This window comes from Psychroflexus salis (genome assembly GCF_014640175.1).
Lineage (GTDB): Bacteria > Bacteroidota > Bacteroidia > Flavobacteriales > Flavobacteriaceae > Psychroflexus > Psychroflexus salis.
In genome coordinates, this window is the sequence record NZ_BMGL01000011.1 from 26,052 (window position 1) to 44,214 (window position 18,163).

Annotated in this window: 17 protein-coding genes; 7 read left to right on the forward strand and 10 right to left on the reverse strand. The window is 34.3% G+C overall.

Features of this window, described 5'->3' with window-relative positions:
• Positions 1 to 33 precede the first annotated feature (33 nt).
• The 10 genes from IEV63_RS09950 to IEV63_RS09995 form a co-directional block, all read right to left on the reverse strand.
• Positions 34 to 516, reverse strand: a complete 483-nt coding sequence (locus IEV63_RS09950; RefSeq protein WP_188406664.1) for a DUF4199 domain-containing protein — start codon at positions 514 to 516, stop codon at positions 34 to 36.
• Between the two features lie 23 nt (positions 517 to 539).
• Positions 540 to 3,905 (reverse strand): preprotein translocase subunit SecA, encoded by a 3,366-nt coding sequence (gene secA / locus IEV63_RS09955; RefSeq protein WP_188406665.1) that lies wholly within the window; start codon positions 3,903 to 3,905, stop codon positions 540 to 542.
• A gap of 109 nt (positions 3,906 to 4,014) precedes the next feature.
• Entirely contained in the window at positions 4,015 to 4,236 is a 222-nt protein-coding gene (locus IEV63_RS09960) for a DUF2795 domain-containing protein (RefSeq protein WP_188406666.1), read from the reverse strand.
• A 127-nt stretch (positions 4,237 to 4,363) separates the two neighbouring features.
• Positions 4,364 to 4,939 (reverse strand): cob(I)yrinic acid a,c-diamide adenosyltransferase, encoded by a 576-nt coding sequence (locus IEV63_RS09965; RefSeq protein WP_188406667.1) that lies wholly within the window; start codon positions 4,937 to 4,939, stop codon positions 4,364 to 4,366.
• Positions 4,940 to 4,942: 3 nt separating this feature from the next.
• On the reverse strand, positions 4,943 to 5,170 hold the full coding sequence (locus IEV63_RS09970) for a hypothetical protein (RefSeq protein WP_188406755.1): 228 nt from the start codon (positions 5,168 to 5,170) through the stop codon (positions 4,943 to 4,945).
• A 122-nt stretch (positions 5,171 to 5,292) separates the two neighbouring features.
• Complete coding sequence (locus IEV63_RS09975) at positions 5,293 to 6,315, reverse strand: UDP-glucose--hexose-1-phosphate uridylyltransferase (protein ID WP_188406668.1); 1,023 nt, start codon at positions 6,313 to 6,315, stop codon at positions 5,293 to 5,295.
• An 11-nt stretch (positions 6,316 to 6,326) separates the two neighbouring features.
• Positions 6,327 to 7,475, reverse strand: a complete 1,149-nt coding sequence (gene galK, locus IEV63_RS09980; RefSeq protein WP_188406669.1) for a galactokinase — start codon at positions 7,473 to 7,475, stop codon at positions 6,327 to 6,329.
• A 29-nt stretch (positions 7,476 to 7,504) separates the two neighbouring features.
• On the reverse strand, positions 7,505 to 9,157 hold the full coding sequence (locus tag IEV63_RS09985; protein WP_188406670.1) for a sodium/sugar symporter: 1,653 nt from the start codon (positions 9,155 to 9,157) through the stop codon (positions 7,505 to 7,507).
• Between the two features lie 19 nt (positions 9,158 to 9,176).
• Complete coding sequence (locus IEV63_RS09990) at positions 9,177 to 10,073, reverse strand: aldose 1-epimerase (RefSeq protein ID WP_188406671.1); 897 nt, start codon at positions 10,071 to 10,073, stop codon at positions 9,177 to 9,179.
• A 1-nt stretch (position 10,074) separates the two neighbouring features.
• The gene (locus IEV63_RS09995; RefSeq protein WP_188406672.1) at positions 10,075 to 11,073 is read right to left on the reverse strand and encodes a GntR family transcriptional regulator; all 999 of its coding nucleotides are present in this window, start codon (positions 11,071 to 11,073) and stop codon (positions 10,075 to 10,077) included.
• A gap of 100 nt (positions 11,074 to 11,173) precedes the next feature.
• Between IEV63_RS09995 and IEV63_RS10000 the strand changes: the two genes are divergently transcribed.
• The 7 genes from IEV63_RS10000 (at position 11,174) to IEV63_RS10030 (ending at position 18,127) form a co-directional block, all read left to right on the forward strand.
• Entirely contained in the window at positions 11,174 to 11,494 is a 321-nt protein-coding gene (locus tag IEV63_RS10000; protein WP_188406673.1) for an SDR family NAD(P)-dependent oxidoreductase, read from the forward strand.
• A 207-nt stretch (positions 11,495 to 11,701) separates the two neighbouring features.
• A complete protein-coding gene (locus IEV63_RS10005; protein ID WP_188406674.1) occupies positions 11,702 to 12,397 on the forward strand; it encodes a CoA transferase subunit A in 696 nt (231 codons plus the stop codon).
• A 168-nt stretch (positions 12,398 to 12,565) separates the two neighbouring features.
• Positions 12,566 to 13,219: a 3-oxoacid CoA-transferase subunit B gene (locus IEV63_RS10010; protein ID WP_188406675.1), complete on the forward strand. Its 654-nt coding sequence runs from the start codon at positions 12,566 to 12,568 to the stop codon at positions 13,217 to 13,219.
• Between the two features lie 43 nt (positions 13,220 to 13,262).
• Complete coding sequence (locus IEV63_RS10015; protein WP_188406676.1) at positions 13,263 to 14,252, forward strand: DUF1028 domain-containing protein; 990 nt, start codon at positions 13,263 to 13,265, stop codon at positions 14,250 to 14,252.
• A gap of 94 nt (positions 14,253 to 14,346) precedes the next feature.
• On the forward strand, positions 14,347 to 14,724 hold the full coding sequence (locus IEV63_RS10020; RefSeq protein ID WP_188406677.1) for a GxxExxY protein: 378 nt from the start codon (positions 14,347 to 14,349) through the stop codon (positions 14,722 to 14,724).
• Positions 14,725 to 14,922: 198 nt separating this feature from the next.
• A complete protein-coding gene (locus IEV63_RS10025; RefSeq protein WP_188406678.1) occupies positions 14,923 to 17,283 on the forward strand; it encodes a S9 family peptidase in 2,361 nt (786 codons plus the stop codon).
• A 253-nt stretch (positions 17,284 to 17,536) separates the two neighbouring features.
• Positions 17,537 to 18,127, forward strand: a complete 591-nt coding sequence (locus tag IEV63_RS10030; RefSeq protein ID WP_188406679.1) for a helix-turn-helix domain-containing protein — start codon at positions 17,537 to 17,539, stop codon at positions 18,125 to 18,127.
• The last annotated feature ends 36 nt before the right edge of the window (positions 18,128 to 18,163 follow it).

Here is an 18,163-nt window from a genome sequence, read left to right on the forward strand (position 1 = left end):
GTAAATTAAAACTCTTGAGCTTTGTTGTTTATTTTAATCAGCCTTTTTGCTTTGAAGAAAAAGCGCAACAATTCCAGAAATAACAATTCCCATAGATACATTAAATAAAATTGCGTTTTTAATGTAAGCTTCTAAGCTGTGAAAGTTTTTAGCTGAAGTTTCTTTTCCGCCACTTATAAGGTATCGATCGATTGCTAAATCGATAAAATCTGGCGATAGAAATGTATTCATATAATAAATAGTTGCAGGAGAAAGGGACGCAATTAATATAGAGAGAATGCCGCCCGATAAAAAAGCTTGTTGCCAGCTAACCTTGCCTTTGTAGTATTGGTATTTTTTCTCGCGTATAGCTAAGTAAAAAAATACCACCTGTGGAAAAATGATTAATAAGCTATAAAAAGTATGGAATTGAATAAGCTCATCGTGCCAGCCTAAGTATTTTTCTAGCGAAAGCCAAAGCATATTGAAGGCGGTGCAGTATAATGCCCATTTAAATTCTATTTCAAACTTTTTCAAAATGCTTTGGTTTAATTAATTGTTTAATCATGCTTGGTTAATACCCATTCTCCTTTCTGAATTAAAGGGATGGCTTGCTTATATTTTACTGTTTTTTCTTCTCCGTTGCTTACGTTTTTAATCGTTACTTTATCGTTTCTTCCAATTTTAGGCTGTTCTCTAACAATGGTTTCAGTAACTTGTTGTTGAGGTCTTCCTGCTTGCTGTCCAGCAGCCCTATTTTGTGCAGCTTGCTCGTCTAAATTTCGAACTTCATCTTTGTGGGTTTGCACTCGTTCTTTTGGGCGTTGACTTTTGGCTTCTTGAATATTTGATGAATCGCGTTGAGGAATTTCACCTTTAAATAAAAATGAAATAACATCTTTATTAACTTCATCTAACATTACTTTAAAAAGTTCGAATGCTTCAAATTTATAGATAAGTAGTGGGTCTTTTTGTTCGTGAACAGCTAACTGAACGCTTTGTTTCAACTCATCCATTTTACGTAGATGATTTTTCCAAGCTTCATCTATAATAGCAAGTGTAATATTTTTTTCAAAATCGGTTACTAATTCTTTTCCTTGGCTTTCGTAGGCATTTTTTAAATTGGTAGCTACTTGTAAGGTCTTGGAGCCATCGGTAAATGGTACAGCAATACGTTCGAAACGTTCGCCGTGTTCTTCAAATACATTTTTAATCACTGGGAATGCAATTTCTGCATTGCGTTCCATTTTCTCCGCGTAATTTTGGTAAGACGCTTTGTACAATTCACCTGCAATTTTTTGCGGTTGCATTTTTTCAAACTCTTCTTTAGTAAATGGCGGCTCTATGGAGAAGAAACGAATACTTTCGAACTGGAAGTTTTCGTAATCGTTGGTTTGTTTATTTGTTTCGGTGATAGATTCTGCTGTATCGAAAATCATATTAGCAATATCAATGCGTAAGCGTTCACCAAATAAAGCGTTGTAACGGCGTTTGTAAATTACTTCACGCTGCGCATTCATTACATCATCGTATTCTAATAAACGTTTACGAATACCAAAGTTGTTTTCTTCTACTTTACGTTGAGCGCGTTCAATAGATTTAGAAATCATGGAGTGCTGAATTACTTCTCCATCTTCTAAGCCCATTCGGTCCATTAATTTAGCAATACGTTCTGAACCAAACAATCGCATTAAATTATCTTCTAAAGAAACATAAAACTGCGAACTTCCGGGATCTCCTTGACGACCAGCTCTACCACGTAACTGTCGATCAACTCGTCTAGAATCGTGTCTCTCGGTACCAATTATAGCTAAACCACCTGCTTTTTTTACTTCATCAGAAAGTTTAATATCTGTACCACGTCCAGCCATGTTTGTAGCAATAGTTACGATGCCTGGTTTTCCTGCTTCAGCAACAATATCGGCTTCTTTTTTGTGCAATTTCGCGTTTAGCACATTGTGATTGATGCTTCTAATTTTCAACATTCGGCTAAGTAACTCAGATATTTCAACGGAGGTTGTACCGATTAATACAGGTCTACCAGCTTCCGAAAGCTGTACAACTTCATCGATAATGGCATTGTATTTTTCTCGTTTGGTTTTAAAAACCATGTCTTGCCTATCGTCTCTAGCAATAGGTTTATTGGTAGGAATTTCTACCACGTCTAACTTATAAATTTCCCAAAATTCACCTGCTTCGGTTACTGCGGTTCCTGTCATCCCTGCAAGTTTACGGTACATCCTAAAGTAATTTTGTAGCGTTACTGTAGCAAAGGTTTGGGTTGCATCTTCAATTTTTACACTTTCTTTAGCTTCGATGGCTTGATGCAGACCATCGCTGTAACGACGCCCATCCATAATACGACCAGTTTGCTCATCAACAATTTTTACTTTATTGTCCATGACCACATATTCGGTATCTTTTTCGAATAGGGTGTATGCTTTTAAAAGTTGTCTTAGCGTGTGTATGCGTTCACTTTTTACACTAAAGTCTCTGTATAATTCTTCTTTTTTTGCAATTTCTTCTTCTTTAGGAAGATTGTCGTTTTCAATTTTTGCAATTTCTACACCAATTTCGGGTAAGACAAAAAAGTCTTGGTCCTCTTTTCCAGAAAGAAACTCAACTCCTTTGTCTGTTAAATCAATTTGATTGCTTTTTTCTTCAATTACAAAATACAAAGTTTCATCTACCTTATGCATTTCGCGATTGTTGTCTTGCATGTAGAAATTCTCTGTTTTTTGAAGCAATTGTTTTACACCTTCTTCACTTAAAAATTTAATTAAAGCTTTATTTTTAGGTAAACCACGGAAAACTCTTAATAATTGAAAGCCACCATCTTTGGTGTCGCCATTTTTAATTAGTTTTTTTGCTTCAGCAAGTACGCCAGTTAAATAAGCACGTTGGGCTTCAACTATTTTTTGGATTTGTGGTTTTAAGACTTCAAACTCGTGTACATCACCTTTAGGTACTGGGCCTGAAATAATCAAGGGTGTTCTTGCATCGTCAATTAAAACAGAATCAACTTCATCTACAATAGCATAATTGGGTTTACGTTGCACCAAATCTTTGGGTGAGTGGCTCATGTTATCGCGCAAATAATCGAAACCAAATTCGTTGTTTGTGCCATAAGTAATATCTGCATTGTAGGCGTCACGGCGTTCTTGCGAGTTGGGTTTGTAATAATCAACACAATCTACACGCATGCCATGAAACTCGAATAATGGTGCCATCCAAAGGCTATCTCGTTTTGCCAAATAATCGTTTACAGTAACTAAATGCACGCCTTTTTCGGTTAAAGCATTTAGGTAAACTGGAAGCGTAGCCACTAAGGTTTTACCTTCACCAGTTTGCATTTCTGCAATTTTACCTTGGTGTAAAGCTAAACCACCGATTAATTGTACATCGTAATGAATCATATCCCAAGTTACCTCTTTGCCAGCAGCGTTCCATGAATTACTCCAGATGGCTTTATCGTCTTTAAGTTTTATGTATTCTTTTGATGCAGAAAGTTGTCTGTCAAATTCAGAAGCTTCGACTTCGAGTTCGGTATTGTGGAAAAATCGCTTAGCCGTTTCTTTTACAGTTGCAAAAGCTTCTGGTAATATTTCTTCGAGTACTTTTTCTGAAGCTTCATAAATTTGTTCTTCTAAGGCATCAATTTCTGAGTAGATATCTTCTTTCTCAACAATATCTTCTACATTTTCAGCTTTTTCAGAAAGTTCGTCTACTTTTTTGGTAAACTCCGAAGTTGCATCGGCAATTTTTTGTTTGAATTGTATGGTATTAGCTCTTAATTGATCTAAGCTATACGTTTCAAATTCATTTTCGAATGTTTTTATTTTCTTGATGATTGGCTTTAAGGCTTCTACATCTTTTTTGGATTTGTCACCAACAAATACTTTTAAAACAGAATCTAATAATCCCATAGTGGATATTTAATTTTATACTTTACCTGAACTAAAATTTAGTACATCAAAGGTAATGAAAAAAAAAAGTCTCTTATGAGACTTTTTCGTTTTGTATGTTGAAATTTTCTTAATATTCGTCTTCGTTCCAGAGGTAATCTTCGTCTGTTGGGTAATCAGGCCAAATTTCATCCATTGAATCGTAGGTATCTTCTTCATCTTCAATAGACTGAAGATTTTCTACTACTTCTAAGGGCGCTCCAGTTCGAATTGCGTAATCTATCAACTCGTCTTTGGTAGCTGGCCAAGGAGCATCACTTAAATACGAAGCTAATTCTAATGTCCAGTACATCTTACGTAAATTATAATTTTTGCAAATGTAATTTTTTTGCGCTAATTGTCAAGTTTTTTTTTGTTTATTTAGGGAAAGGCTAGTTAGTTGTCTAGTTATCAGTATACTTAACTGTGTAGCCTGCCTTTTATTCTTCTTTATTGGGTATCCATTTTACTTCTTCGGCATTTACATCTTTGCTAATTTTTCTTGCGAGTACAAACAAATAGTCCGAAAGTCGATTTAAATATCGCAAAACATCTTCATCGAAAGTTTCAAAATTATAAAGAGCAGTTGCTAAACGTTCGGCTCTTCTACACACGCAACGTGCAATATGGCAATGTGAAACTGTTGGATGACCACCAGGTAAAATAAAATGTGTCATGGGTGGTAGCTCATCATTCATTTGATCTATGGCTTTTTCTAAAGTTTCAATATTTTGCTGATTTATTTTAGGAATATTTAATCGATCTTTCCCATTTTTAAGTTTCGCTTTTTCTGGGTCTGTTGCTAAGATAGCGCCAATGGTAAATAAGCGGTCTTGAATATGATTTAGCAATTGGTTGGCACTTTTGTTTGCATAGGTGTCTTTTACTAAACCAATGTGCGAGTTCAGCTCGTCTACGGTTCCATAAGCTTCGATGCGTAAATGCGATTTTGGTACACGTGTACCACCAAAAAGTGCAGTTGTGCCTTTATCTCCTGTTTTAGTATAAATCTTCATACATTACTTGTTTTTGTTTCTTCTTTTTTGATGAATGTTTTTTCTGAAATTTCGTTGTTCGCGTTCGTATCTTTTTTTACGGTTATGCTTGTTGTTTAAAAGTATAAGCACAAATAAGACAGCTATTAAAATAATAACTAAAATGAGTTGGATTTCGGGTGGAATAGCTTCTAACATAATGGCTATATGAATGTTTATAATTCCTGTAACTTTAGCTTTAATTTTGAACAAAGTTAAACAATAAAAAAAAAGCGATAATCATAATGAAATGCTTATCGCGTTTAAAAAATAGATTGAATTGTCTTTTTGAAGAATCTTAGATAGTTTAAAATACTTTATTTATTGTATAATTTTTATTTAATTAAGCTTTTTAATCGGTCAACCGCTTGTTCAGCTGTAATATCGCGTTGTGGGGTTCCGAACATTTCGTAGCCTACCATAAATTTCTTTATGGTTGCGCTGCGTAATAGCGGTGGATAAAAACTCATGTGCCAATGCCAATGTTTGTTTGCTTCACCATTAGTTGGAGCTTGATGAATTCCTGCTGAATACGGAAACGAGCAATTAAATAATCGATCGTAAGCATTAGTAAGCACCGAAATGGCTTCTGCGTAAGCGGTAACTTCTTCCATATTCATTTCTAAAATATTTTTCTGATGCTGTTTTGGAGCAATCATTACTTCAAATGGCCAAACAGCCCAAAAAGGAGTAAGTACAACAAAATGTTCATTTTGATAAATTATACGTTCGTTCAGTTGAAGCTCTTGTACTAAATAATTACCTAAAAGACTTGATTTATGGGCATCCCAATGCTTTTTTTGGCTTTTGTGTTTCTTCAAAACTTCATTCGGTATGGAAGACTGACTCCAAATTTGCCCATGTGGATGCGGATTGCTACAACCCATTATCGCTCCTTTGTTTTCAAAAATTTGTACGTGATTAATTTCCTTTTTAGCCCCTAAAGTTTGGTATTCATTCTGCCAAGCTTCAACCACTTTAACAATGTCTTTAACATCCATATCGGGCAAGCTTTTAGAATGGTCGGGACTAAAACAAATTACCTTACAAATTCCGCTTTCACTTTCAGCCTTTAGTAAGCCTTCGTTTAAGCTGAATTGTTTAGTATTTACCTGCAATGCTGCAAAATCGTTAGTGAAGATAAAAACATCTTTATAATTTGGATTTTGCTCACCGTTAATTCGTTTATTTCCTGCACATAAATAACAATCAGGATCGTGTGCTGGACGAGCTTCGTTAGCTACATCTTCTTGTTTGCCTTGCCAGGGTCGTTTGGTGCGATGTGGTGAAACCAAAACCCATTCACCCGTTAAAATATTGTATCGTTTATGCGAAAAATCTTGTAAGTCTGTATTCATCATACCGTGTTTTAATCTACTACATGTGTTCCTTTCGAAAGTTTTACTTTATAAATGGAACAGTCTTTTTGAAATTCATTTTTAAAAGCATGGCTTACTTCTTTTTTGAAGCTTTTTAGTTCTTTTTTATGCACTAAATTTAAAGTGCAACCCCCAAAACCACCACCCATCATTCGGGCTCCGATTACAGCATCAGATTTTTTAGCAAATTCGACCAAGAAATCTAATTCGGCACAACTTACTTGGTATTGTTGGCTTAAACCTTCGTGCGATTGATACAACAATTCTCCAACGGTTTTTAAATCCTGATTTTCTATAGCCTTCATAAAAGCACGGACTCGAATATTTTCTTGAATTACGTATAAAGCCTTTTGGTAATCTTCTTCTTTTAACTGACTTTTTATTCGGTTTAAATCTTGAATAGTCGCATCGCGAAGTGCTTTTACTTTCAATAATTTTGAAACCCGTTCGCAAACTGCTCTTCGATTATTATAAGCACTTTCAGATAAATCATGTTTTACATTGGTATTGATTAAAACGAGTTTGTAGTTTTTAAAATTAATTTGAAAAGCTTCTGAAGAAATGCTGTGACAATCCATTAATAGCGCACTTTTCTTTTCACCAAACATGCTGGCATATTGATCCATAATTCCGCAGTGAACCCCAGCATAATTGTGTTCTGCTTTTTGGGAAATTAAAATCATTTCATTTTTGCTCAAACCTAATTGAAACAATTCATTTAAGGCAAAAACTACACTGTTTTCCAAGGCTGCAGAAGAAGACATGCCAGCTCCACCAGGAATATTTCCCGAAAAAACAAGATTAAAATTTCCTAATTCAATTCCTTTCTTTTGAAGCTCGCCAATCACACCTAAAATGTAATTTTGCCAGCCACCTTTATTCAGCGGAGCTACATCTGTTAAGTAAAAGGAAAAACTTTCGTCCTTATCGATTGCAAAAGCTGTAGATTTTTCATTTTCAGTTTTAGCTATAGCTAAAGCAATTCCTTTATTAATGGCAGCTGGAAAAGCGAAGCCATCGTTATAATCGGTATGTTCGCCTATCAAGTTAATTCTTCCAGGAGAAAAAACAACTACTTTAGGAGAACTGAATAATTCTTCAAATTTTTGCTTTACGTTTTTTATTAATTTATTTTTCATATAAAATAGAGTCTAGTTCATTACATTATTTACGACCAAAACAGCGCATATAAAACCACCAGAATAATCATAATGGCAAAAGCTCCAATGTTGAAAAGTGGTGATGTTTTAAACAAATCTTTAGTTATTGAAATTCCTTTTTCATCATCTTTTCCTTGATGCTGGATATAACTAAAAACACCAATAACAAGCATGGTTAACAGCAGAGTGTATCCCATTTGGTCTAAAAATGGTACGTTTACAAAAAATGGATTTGTAGACCATTCTTTTGGAGCAACTTTAAAATACATCGCGATGGGTATGGAACTTAAAACACCTACAATAGCTCCTTTGTTGGTGGTTTTTTTCCAAAATAATCCTAATAAAAAAACAGCTAAAATTCCTGGACTGACTACACCTGTATATTCTTGAATAAATTGAAAAGCTTGATCAATTCCGCCTAAAAGTGGTGCCACAATACAACCGATGATTAAGGCAACCCCAGCCGATAAACGACCAACATTAACGGTAGTTTTATCGTTTGCATTTTTATTGATATACGGTTTATAAATATCCATGGTAAAAATGGTAGAAGTAGAATTAAGCATGGAAGCTAAAGAAGAAACAATAGCAGCCGAAAGTGCAGCAAAAGCTAAACCTTTCATGCCAACAGGTAAAAGTTGAAGCAACCAAGGATAAGCTTTATCAGCTTGACCCACCGAAGGAAGATTTTTTTGTCCAATATCGCCTAAACTTGCTAACAACTCAGGATCGTTTACAATTACATAAGCAGCAATACCCGGAATGACCACAATTACTGGAATAATTAGCTTTAAAAATGCGGCAAATAAAATTCCTTTTTGCGATTCTTTTAAAGATTTGGCAGCTAAAGTTCGTTGAATAATGTACTGATTAAAGCCCCAGTAATACAAATTAGCTACCCACATTCCGCCAACTAAAACACCAATTCCTGGTAAGTTTTTGTATTCTGGATTCGATTTATCTAAAATCATTTCGAATCGGTCTGGTACTTCGTTATATATAGTCTTAAAACCTGAAATAATTCCTTCTCCACCCGAGACGGTATTTAGTGCTAAGTAGGTGGTTACTACTCCGCCTAAAATTAAAAATACTACTTGTATTACATCGGTCCAAGCTACTGCCGATAAACCACCGTATAACGAATAAGCTGCAGCAAAAAGCGCTAAACCAATAACGCCATAAATTAATGGAACACCAATAATAGTTTCTAAAGCGAGAGCACCTAAATACAATACTGAAGCTAAGTTGACAAACACATACAGTGCAATCCAAAATATAGCCAAAATGGTTTTAAGGTTAGTAGAATATCGACTTTCAACAAAACCTGGAATGGTGTAAATCCCCTTTTTAATAAAAATAGGTAAGAAGTATTTTCCTACAATAATTAAGGTAATAGCCGCCATCCATTCGTAAGATGCAATGGCTAAACCCGAAGCAAAACCTGATCCAGACATTCCGATAAACTGCTCAGCCGAAATATTAGCCGCAATTAGCGAAGCGCCAATGGCCCACCATGGCAAGGATTTACTCGCTAAAAAATAATCTTCTGCTGTTTTTTGTTGCCCTTTCTTATCTCTCGATACCCACAAGCCAATTCCCAAAATTAAAACGGCGTAGCCTATAAAAATCAAATAATCTATTAATTCAAAGTTGGTTGACATACGTGCTTTTATTTTTAGGTTAGTTATTAAATTTTATTTTCCATGTTTCTGTGTAAGCTTGATTTTCTACTAAGGTTTTTAAACCTTTTTTATGATTAAAACTGTCTGATATTCCAGTCATAGGTTCAATCGCAATTCTATTTTCGTTTGTTGGAGCATACAATTGTAAATACTTTGTATCGCTGCCACCATTTACATTTAGCTTATAATTTTCGGTTTGTAGTTTTATGTTCGGGTTATACAAAACAAAACAATCGTCAATATAAGGAGTATTCAAAGGAAAGGGTTTGGGAGCAAAACTATGTGCTAATCCAATCGTAATTTGTTCTTGATTAAAAAGTATTTTCTTTAAGCTATCAAATTCTAAAAGAGTTTTCGCCATGTTTTGACTTACAAAATAAGGATGCCAACCTATGGTAAAAGGAAAACTTTCAGTTCCTTTATTAACTATTTGAACAGCCACATATAGTGCAGTATTTTGTAAAGTGTAAGTTAATTGTATACTATAAGGAAAAGGAAAACCATTTGGCGGGTTAACATCTTCAAAATTTAAAATTAGTATAGACTCCTTTTGGTTTTGGTACTGATTTACAAGCTTAAATTCCTTATTATATACCAAACCATGTATTGCGTTTTGAGCGCCATTCTCGTTGCAATCTAATTGATAATTTTTTCCGTTGTGTGAATAATTTCCATGTTGAATACGGTTAGCAAATGGAAACAAAATAGAAGAAGCAAAACTTTCTGCGTAGGTTTTGTGTTCTAAATCTGCAATAATAAGTTGATTTTTATAACTTAATTGTTGAAGTCTTCCACCTTCCAAAAGCGAAAAATCAGCTATCAAATTTCCATCAGGGCTTTGTAAGTTTATTTGTTTTAAAGCTTTATCTTTTGCAGTATACTTTTCAATTTTCATGTTAAATCGATTTTCGTAAACTCAATTTACTCGGGTTAGCAATTTGTTTTTTTTGTTGATTAGTAATCAATTCTGCCAATTGTTTTCCCATAAATTTAAAATCGGTTGAAATGGTGGTTATTCCGCCTTCTAAAACTTCTTTTAATAAGGAATCGTTATAAGAAACCAATCCGATATCTTTTACAAATTCAAATCCTTTGGTTTTCATTTGTTTTATAATCTTAATCAAACTTTTATCTTCTAAAACCAAATAGGCTTGATTTTTTTGAATGCTTATTTCCATATTTTCTGTGTGAATATGAAATGGAATTTGATAGGTTTCACAAAATTTTTCAAATCCAGTTAAAATTCCTTTAGGCTGTTTAGCTTCATTAAAAAGCAAATTGAATTGCTCGTATTTTTGAATGTGTTTTTCTATTTGTTGAAGCCCTTCAAATACATCATTTTCAAAATTCTGAAAAACTGCAGGATATTTTTGATGCTCTTCATGAATTTGATCCAAAATAAAAACTTTTTCAGTTTGTAATTGACTTATGCTTTGTTGTGTGTTAAGAAGATTGGCAGGCATTATTACGTAAAACGAATAATCTCCAATGTTTTCGTAAATAATTTGATCAAAAAATTTTTTGTTGAAATGATGAAAGTATACATCTACTTGCACATTTTTTCCTAAACCATCTAGCAAAGCATTGTACAAATCTTCTTTAAAAGCGTTGAGCTCATCAAATAAAACAAAGACCTTTTGAGTGATAGCTACATCTTCGCTGCTTACAAAATAGCCTTTTCCAACAATAGAATTGATTATTCCACGATTCTTTAATTCATTAAAAGCCATTAGCACTGTGTCTCTCGAAACCGAATGCTGTGTTTTAATTTTGTTTAACGAAGGAAGTTTATCGCCCTTTTTTAAATGTCCGTTTAAAAGAGCATATTCAAGAGATTTAATAATTTGCCGATATTTTGGTAAATTCGATTTTTGATTTACATGTATCAAATTCATAAAGCAAATATAAAATAATATTTCAATAAAACAAACTGGTAGGTACTAGTTGGTTTCCTGGTTAAATAATTCTACTATTGTGTTTTAAAATATATTCTATATGAAAGCTAAAGTAATAGTAACTGGTGGTTCCGGGTACATTGGTTCGCACACTGCAATCGAACTGATAAATGCTGGTTTTAAAGTTTTAATAATTGATGATTTATCCAACTCATCTAAAGAAACTTTAAACCGAATTGAACAAATTACCGAGAGAATGCCTGATTTTATAGAACTAAATTTAGCCAATAAAAAAGATAGGTTTCAAGTTATAAAAAAACAAAAAAGGACTCATATTACAGACAATGACAAGGCCCAAATCCTGCTATTTAAGGTGAAGAAAATCATCAGTTACTCCATATTGCTTACGAACATGCTTTAGTCTCCTGTAAATGGCTAAATCGCAGATTACCTAATGAAGCCTAACAAGAATCGGCCATAAAAGGAAATCGAGTAGTTTATAAGTTTACAAACTTATTAGTGTACAGAAAAATAAAATACTTTAAATACTTTTTTAATATATTTATTTTTGTATAACTTTTTTGTCAAACACTCAAAAAATCAGTATTTTTCACTAAAATTTTTAAGAATGATTAAAAAAGTAGTAGCAAACGCAACTGAAGCTTTAGAAGGCGTAGAAGACGATATGACTTTTATGCTGGGAGGCTTTGGGTTAAGCGGAATTGCAGAAAATAGCATAGCAGAATTGGTGCGTAGAAACGTGAAAAATGTTACTTGTATTTCCAATAATGCTGGGGTAGATGATTTTGGCCTTGGTTTATTGCTTCAAAAAAAACAAATTAAAAAAATGATTTCTTCCTACGTAGGAGAAAATGCCGAATTTGAACGCCAAATGCTTAGTGGAGAACTGGAAGTAGATTTAATTCCGCAAGGAACTTTAGCTGAGCGTTGCCGAGCAGCTCAAAATGGAATTCCTGCTTTTTATACTCCAGCTGGCTACGGAACTGAAGTTGCTGAAGGAAAAGAAGTACGTGAATTTAATGGCAAACCACACATTATGGAACATGCGTTTAAAGCAGACTTTGCCTTTGTAAAAGCTTGGAAAGGAGACGAAGCTGGGAACTTAATCTTTAAAGGAACAGCTCGGAATTTTAATCCCAATATGTGTGGTGCGGCAAAAATAACTGTGGTTGAAGTAGAAGAATTAGTAAAACCAGGCGAATTGGATCCTAATTTTGTACACATCCCAGGAATTTTTGTGCAACGCATTTACCAAGGGAAAAATTATGAAAAACGCATTGAGCAACGAACGGTGAGGAAATGATGAAAACGTTTTTGTTGGGTTTTATGAGGTGACAATGTTGTAGAGATGTTTTATTAAAACATCTCTACAACGAGAAAATACCCACAAACAAACCCATCAAAACAATCCACAACCAAAAAAGAGAAAAAAACATAATTATCAAATTAGATAATTTTCAAATTATAAAACATGTTAGACAAAAACGGAATAGCACAACGCATAGCCAAAGAAGTAAAAGATGGATACTACGTAAACTTAGGAATAGGAATTCCAACTCTCGTAGCCAACTTTGTTAGAGACGATATAGAGGTAGAATTTCAAAGCGAAAATGGAATTTTAGGCATGGGACCATTTCCATTAGAAAATGAAGTTGATCCCGATTTAATTAATGCGGGAAAGCAAACTATCACGGCTCGTCCTGGAGCCAGTTTTTTCGATTCGGCTATGAGTTTTGGGATGATTCGTGGTCAACATGTAGATTTAACCATTCTTGGTGCAATGGAAGTTTCGCAAGATGGCGACATTGCCAATTGGAAAATCCCCGGTAAAATGGTAAAAGGCATGGGTGGTGCGATGGATTTAGTTGGTTCTGCAGAACACATTATTGTAGCGATGATGCATACCAATAAAGCAGGCGCTTCAAAGTTACTCAAATCCTGTTCGCTTCCGCTTACTGGAGTAAAATGTGTAACCAAAATTGTAACTAATTTAGCGGTTTTAGAAGTAGCTAACGGAAAATTCAAATTACTAGAACGAGCACCTGGCGTAAGTGTAGAAGAAATTAAAAATGCTACCGAAGGCGAAATGTTGGTCCCAAACGACGTTCCAGAAATGCAATTATAAGTTTTAAAACATCCACATTTATTTTTCAATTCAAAAAAAATCAATGAAAAAAAATCTCTGTATACTCCTGTTTTCAGTATTATTTCTTCAAAATTCAGTTGCACAAAAGATTCCTTTACAAGATGATTTTGCACACACTTATTCCATTGTAGCTTACGACGAAAAGACTGGGGAATTAGCCGTTGGCGTCCAAAGTCATTGGTTTGCTGTAGGCAAAGTGGTACCTTGGGTAAAAGCTGGAGTTGGCGCTATTGTGAGTCAATCTTTTGTGAATATAGATTATGGAATTTACGGGCTTCAATATTTAGAAGAAGGTGTGCATCCTAAAGAAGCTTTTACCGAAGTTTTTAATAAAGATGAAGGTGCAGCATATCGGCAAGTTGCTATAATGAATACTAGCGGAGAAGTTTTTGCTTATACAGGCGAACAATGTATAGTGGAAGCTTCGCATTACGAAGGAAAAAACTTTTCGGTACAAGCCAACATGATGGCCAACAATCGGGTAGTTCCCAGCATGGTTGAAGCGTACCAAAGAAATGCAAAATTACCTTTAGCTGAACGTGTTTTAGCTAGTTTAAAGGCAGCTCAAGATGCTGGTGGAGATATTCGCGGAATGCAGTCGGCTGCTTTGGTAGTTGTCGATGGAAAAATTGATGAAAACACCAATCCTAATGTTAAAAAAATAGATTTACGCGTTGATGATGCAGCCTATCCTTTAGCTGAATTGGAACGTTTGTTGATTGTGCATCGTGCGTACGAATTTATGAATGAAGCTGATGTGGCTTTAGAAAAAAAGAATTTCTCAAAAGCACTTCAATTATACGTTGAAGCCGAAAAACTTCAACCTGAAAATATCGAAATTCAATTCTGGAAAGCTCTGGCTATGATGCAATCTTCCAAAAAAGATAAAGGCATTCGGGATATGAAAAAAATTATTAGTCAACACAACAATTGGCAACATTTATTATATCGATTAGTAGAGGCTGAAGTTGTGCCGCTTTCTAAAGCAGATTTGAAAGCTTTAGAACAGTAATAAAGCCACTAATGCACTAATACACGAATATTATTTAGTGTATATTCGTGAACTTGCCTAATGTAAGTTGGTTCGTGGCATTTAAGATATTAAAATGAGTAGAGAATTTATCTATAAAGAAGAAAGTTATAAAATAATTGGTAGGTGCATGGAAGTGCATAACGAATTAGGTCATGGATTTTTGGAAATTGTTTACAAGGATGCCTTAGAGTTAGTATTTAAACAAGATGATATTTTTTTTGAAAGAGAAAAGCCCTACGAAGTATATTTTAGAAACATTCTACTTCCCCATAAATTTTATGCTGACTTTGTGGTGTTTGATAAAATCATTCTTGAAATAAAATGTGCCACTGGAATTGCAGATGAACATATAGCACAAACCATTAATTACCTAAAAGTATCAGGAAATAAACTAGGTCTTTTAGTAAATTTTGGAAGAGGTAAACTAGAATATAAAAGAATAGTATATTAGTGATTAGTCCTGAATACAAGAATCTTCACAAAGCCTTATTCGTGTACATTTGTGTATCTGTGGCGATAAAAAATATTTAGTTTAAAATGAAGCCACGCATACACCAATTGATGTGAATATTTATTGTGAACATGCGTGCATTAGTGGCAAAAAAAAGTCGTGTTTTCTAAATCAACTTATAACCATAAATTTAAACATATGAAATATAAATACACTTTAACCGCTTTCATTTTTTTATTGATAAGCACAGTTTCTTTTTCGCAAACGTCTACATTAAACATCGAGAAAATAATGCAACACCCAAGTTGGATGGGTGTTTCTCCAGAAAATGTACAATGGAGTGAGCAAGGGGAAAAAATCTATTTTCAAGATCGAAATAGTCGACCTGAAGACGATTCTATTTTTGTATTAAGTGGAAAGAATTTCAATCAGCTTCATAAAATCGCTAGGCATGAAAAAGTAGAAACCCATTCACAATATGCTTCCTATTCAAAAAATAAAAAACAGAAGTTAATTACCGATGCTCATCAATTAAAAATCTATGATATTACTAAAAATGAAACTGAAACCATTTTAGAATTAGATTCAGCTATTCGAAATGCTAAATTTATTTCCGATCAAAACATTGCTTTTGAAAACAACGGAAATCTTTTTTTATTGGATTTGAAAAATATGAAGTTAGAAAAATTGACCAACTTTAATAAAGGAAGTGCTCCATCAGATTCAAATAAAAATAAGAATAAAGAAGAAACCTGGGTTGAAGCAGAAAACCTTCAATTATTAGCCGAAGTAAAAGCTAAAAAAGAAGCTTCAGAAGCTACAAAAAAGCAAAGAAAACCAGCTGATAAAAAATTCACTTTTTACCAAGAAGACAAACAGCTTCGGTATTTGAAGCTTTCACCAAACTTAAAACAAATTTACTTTTCACTTCGCCTACCCAGCAAAAGTAAATCAACTATAGTGCCGAATTATGTAGATGAATCGGGTTTTACCGAAGATTTATCAGCGCGTCCAAAAGTGGGGCAAAAACCAGCTGCAGAAGAATTGTATGTATACGATTTAGTAAAAGATACCGTTTTTCAAATCGATGCTACCAACTTACCCGATTTAAAAAAACTACCAGAATTCACGAATGATTATCCAGAAAAAGATTGGAGTAATTGGGAACGAACCTTACAATTTTCGGAAGTTAAATTTTCTGATAATGGAAATTTTGCGGTGGTAGATGTTCGATCGAACGACAATAAACACCGTTGGATTTGCAGCATCAATTCTGAAGATAAAAGCCTTGAAGTGCTTGATCATCAACACAACGAAGCTTGGATTGGTGGCCCAGGAATTAATGCTTATGCCAATTATGCTACTTGGGATTTTATTCCGAATACAGATAAAATTTATTTTCAATCGGAAGAAACGGGTTACTCACATTTGTATAGCTTCAACTTAAAAACTGAGACTAAAAAGGCATTGACTTCTGGTAAATTTGAAGTTTTTAATCCTATTCTTTCAAAAAATGGAAAACAGTGGTATTTCACATCTTCAGAAGTAAATTCTGGTGAGCGTCATTTTTATTCCATGAAATTGGATGGCAGCAAAAAGCAGCAAATTACTTCGTTTAACGGAAGTAATTTGGTTTCACTTTCACCCGACGAAAAGCAATTGGCAATTTTACATTCTACCGCCAACCAACCTTGGGAGTTGTATTTGAAGAAGAATTCTGCCAAAGCAAACCCCGTGCAAATTACCAATGGAGTTTCAATGGAATTTACAGCCTACAATTGGAAAACACCAGAATTTATCACTTTTGAAGCTGCAGATGGGGCAGAAGTACAAGCTCGATTATATCAGCCTACAGCAGAAGTAAAAAACAACGCAGCTGTAGTTTTTGTGCATGGCGCAGGCTATTTGCAAAATGCGCATCGGTGGTGGTCTAGTTATTTTCGAGAATACATGTTTCATAATTTGTTAAGCGATTTAGGTTATACGGTAATTGATGTAGACTACCGTGGCAGCGCAGGTTATGGAGCCGAATGGCGAACTGGAATTTACCGCCACATGGGTGGAAAAGATTTAAGCGACCAAGTAGATGCCGTAGATTTTTTAGTTGAAGAACACGGAATTAATCCCGAAAAAGTAGGCATTTATGGTGGAAGTTATGGAGGATTTATTACGTTAATGGCCATGTTTAACGAAGCGGAAACTTTTGCAGCTGGCGCAGCCTTGCGTTCGGTAACCGATTGGGCGCATTACAACCATGGCTACACCAGTAATATTTTAAACGAACCTACTACCGACCCAAAAGCTTACCAAAAATCCAGCCCGATTTATTTTGCAGAAGGTTTGCAAGGCGATTTGCTCATTGCTCATGGAATGATTGACACCAACGTACATTTTCAAGACGTAGTTCGCTTGTCGCAACGCCTTATCGAATTGCAAAAAGACAACTGGGAAATGGCGGTTTATCCCATCGAAGATCACGGTTTTACCCAGCCAAGCAGTTGGATAGACGAGTACAAGCGCATTTTAAAATTGTTTAATGAGAGTTTATTGGGAGATTAACAAAACATAAATGTATTTAGCTACGAATCACACTAATGTTCACTAATGCTTAAGTTGTTTTTATTATGTTGTGTGGGTTGAATAAAATTTGAAGCGTTTTATTCTAAGCTTTACTTACTTAAATAATCTTAAAATTTGAATTTTAGTTTGACGACATTTTAATGACAAAGTAAATGTCGTGTATAAATCCGAATAATAGCGCTAGAAATAATCTTCAAAATTTATACATTTAATCCAGCGTAAATGAAGACACATGAACGAGATAGGTAAAAAAATTCGAGGAATCCGAAAAGCAAAAGGGATGACACAAGAAGAGCTTGCTGAAAAATCTTCATTAAACTTGAGAACTATTCAGCGTATTGAGATTTCAAAGAACGAACCTAGAGGAAAAACACTTAGCCTAATTTGTGAAGTTTTAGAAATTGATTTAGAAGCTTTTCTTGTTGAAGAAAATTCAACTAAAAACCAAAGTGTAATCGCTCAAATTATTCAGGTAATTTTTCTTGTTGTTTTCAATTTAATCTTGATGGGCATTATTGGATTTTTAACCTTGGACTCCAAAGCAAATACCAATAGTTTGTTTGGTGGTGTTATTGTGAGTATTTTAATTCCCTTATTCATTGTCATTTTTACCCATACAATGAACAGAAATGAGCGCATGCTTAAATTTGGATTAGGCTATGGAATATATTTGACATTAGCTGTGGTTGAACTTGGACTTCCTATAGGATTTAAAACAGGATTAATTCCTTGTTTATTGATAAGTTTATTTTTTTTGTATTTTGGAAGTGAAATCATTACTCGTAAAGTCTCATTTCAAGAAAAAACACCGGAACATCGTTGATGTTTAGTGACTTAAAATCACACTAGACTAGGAATA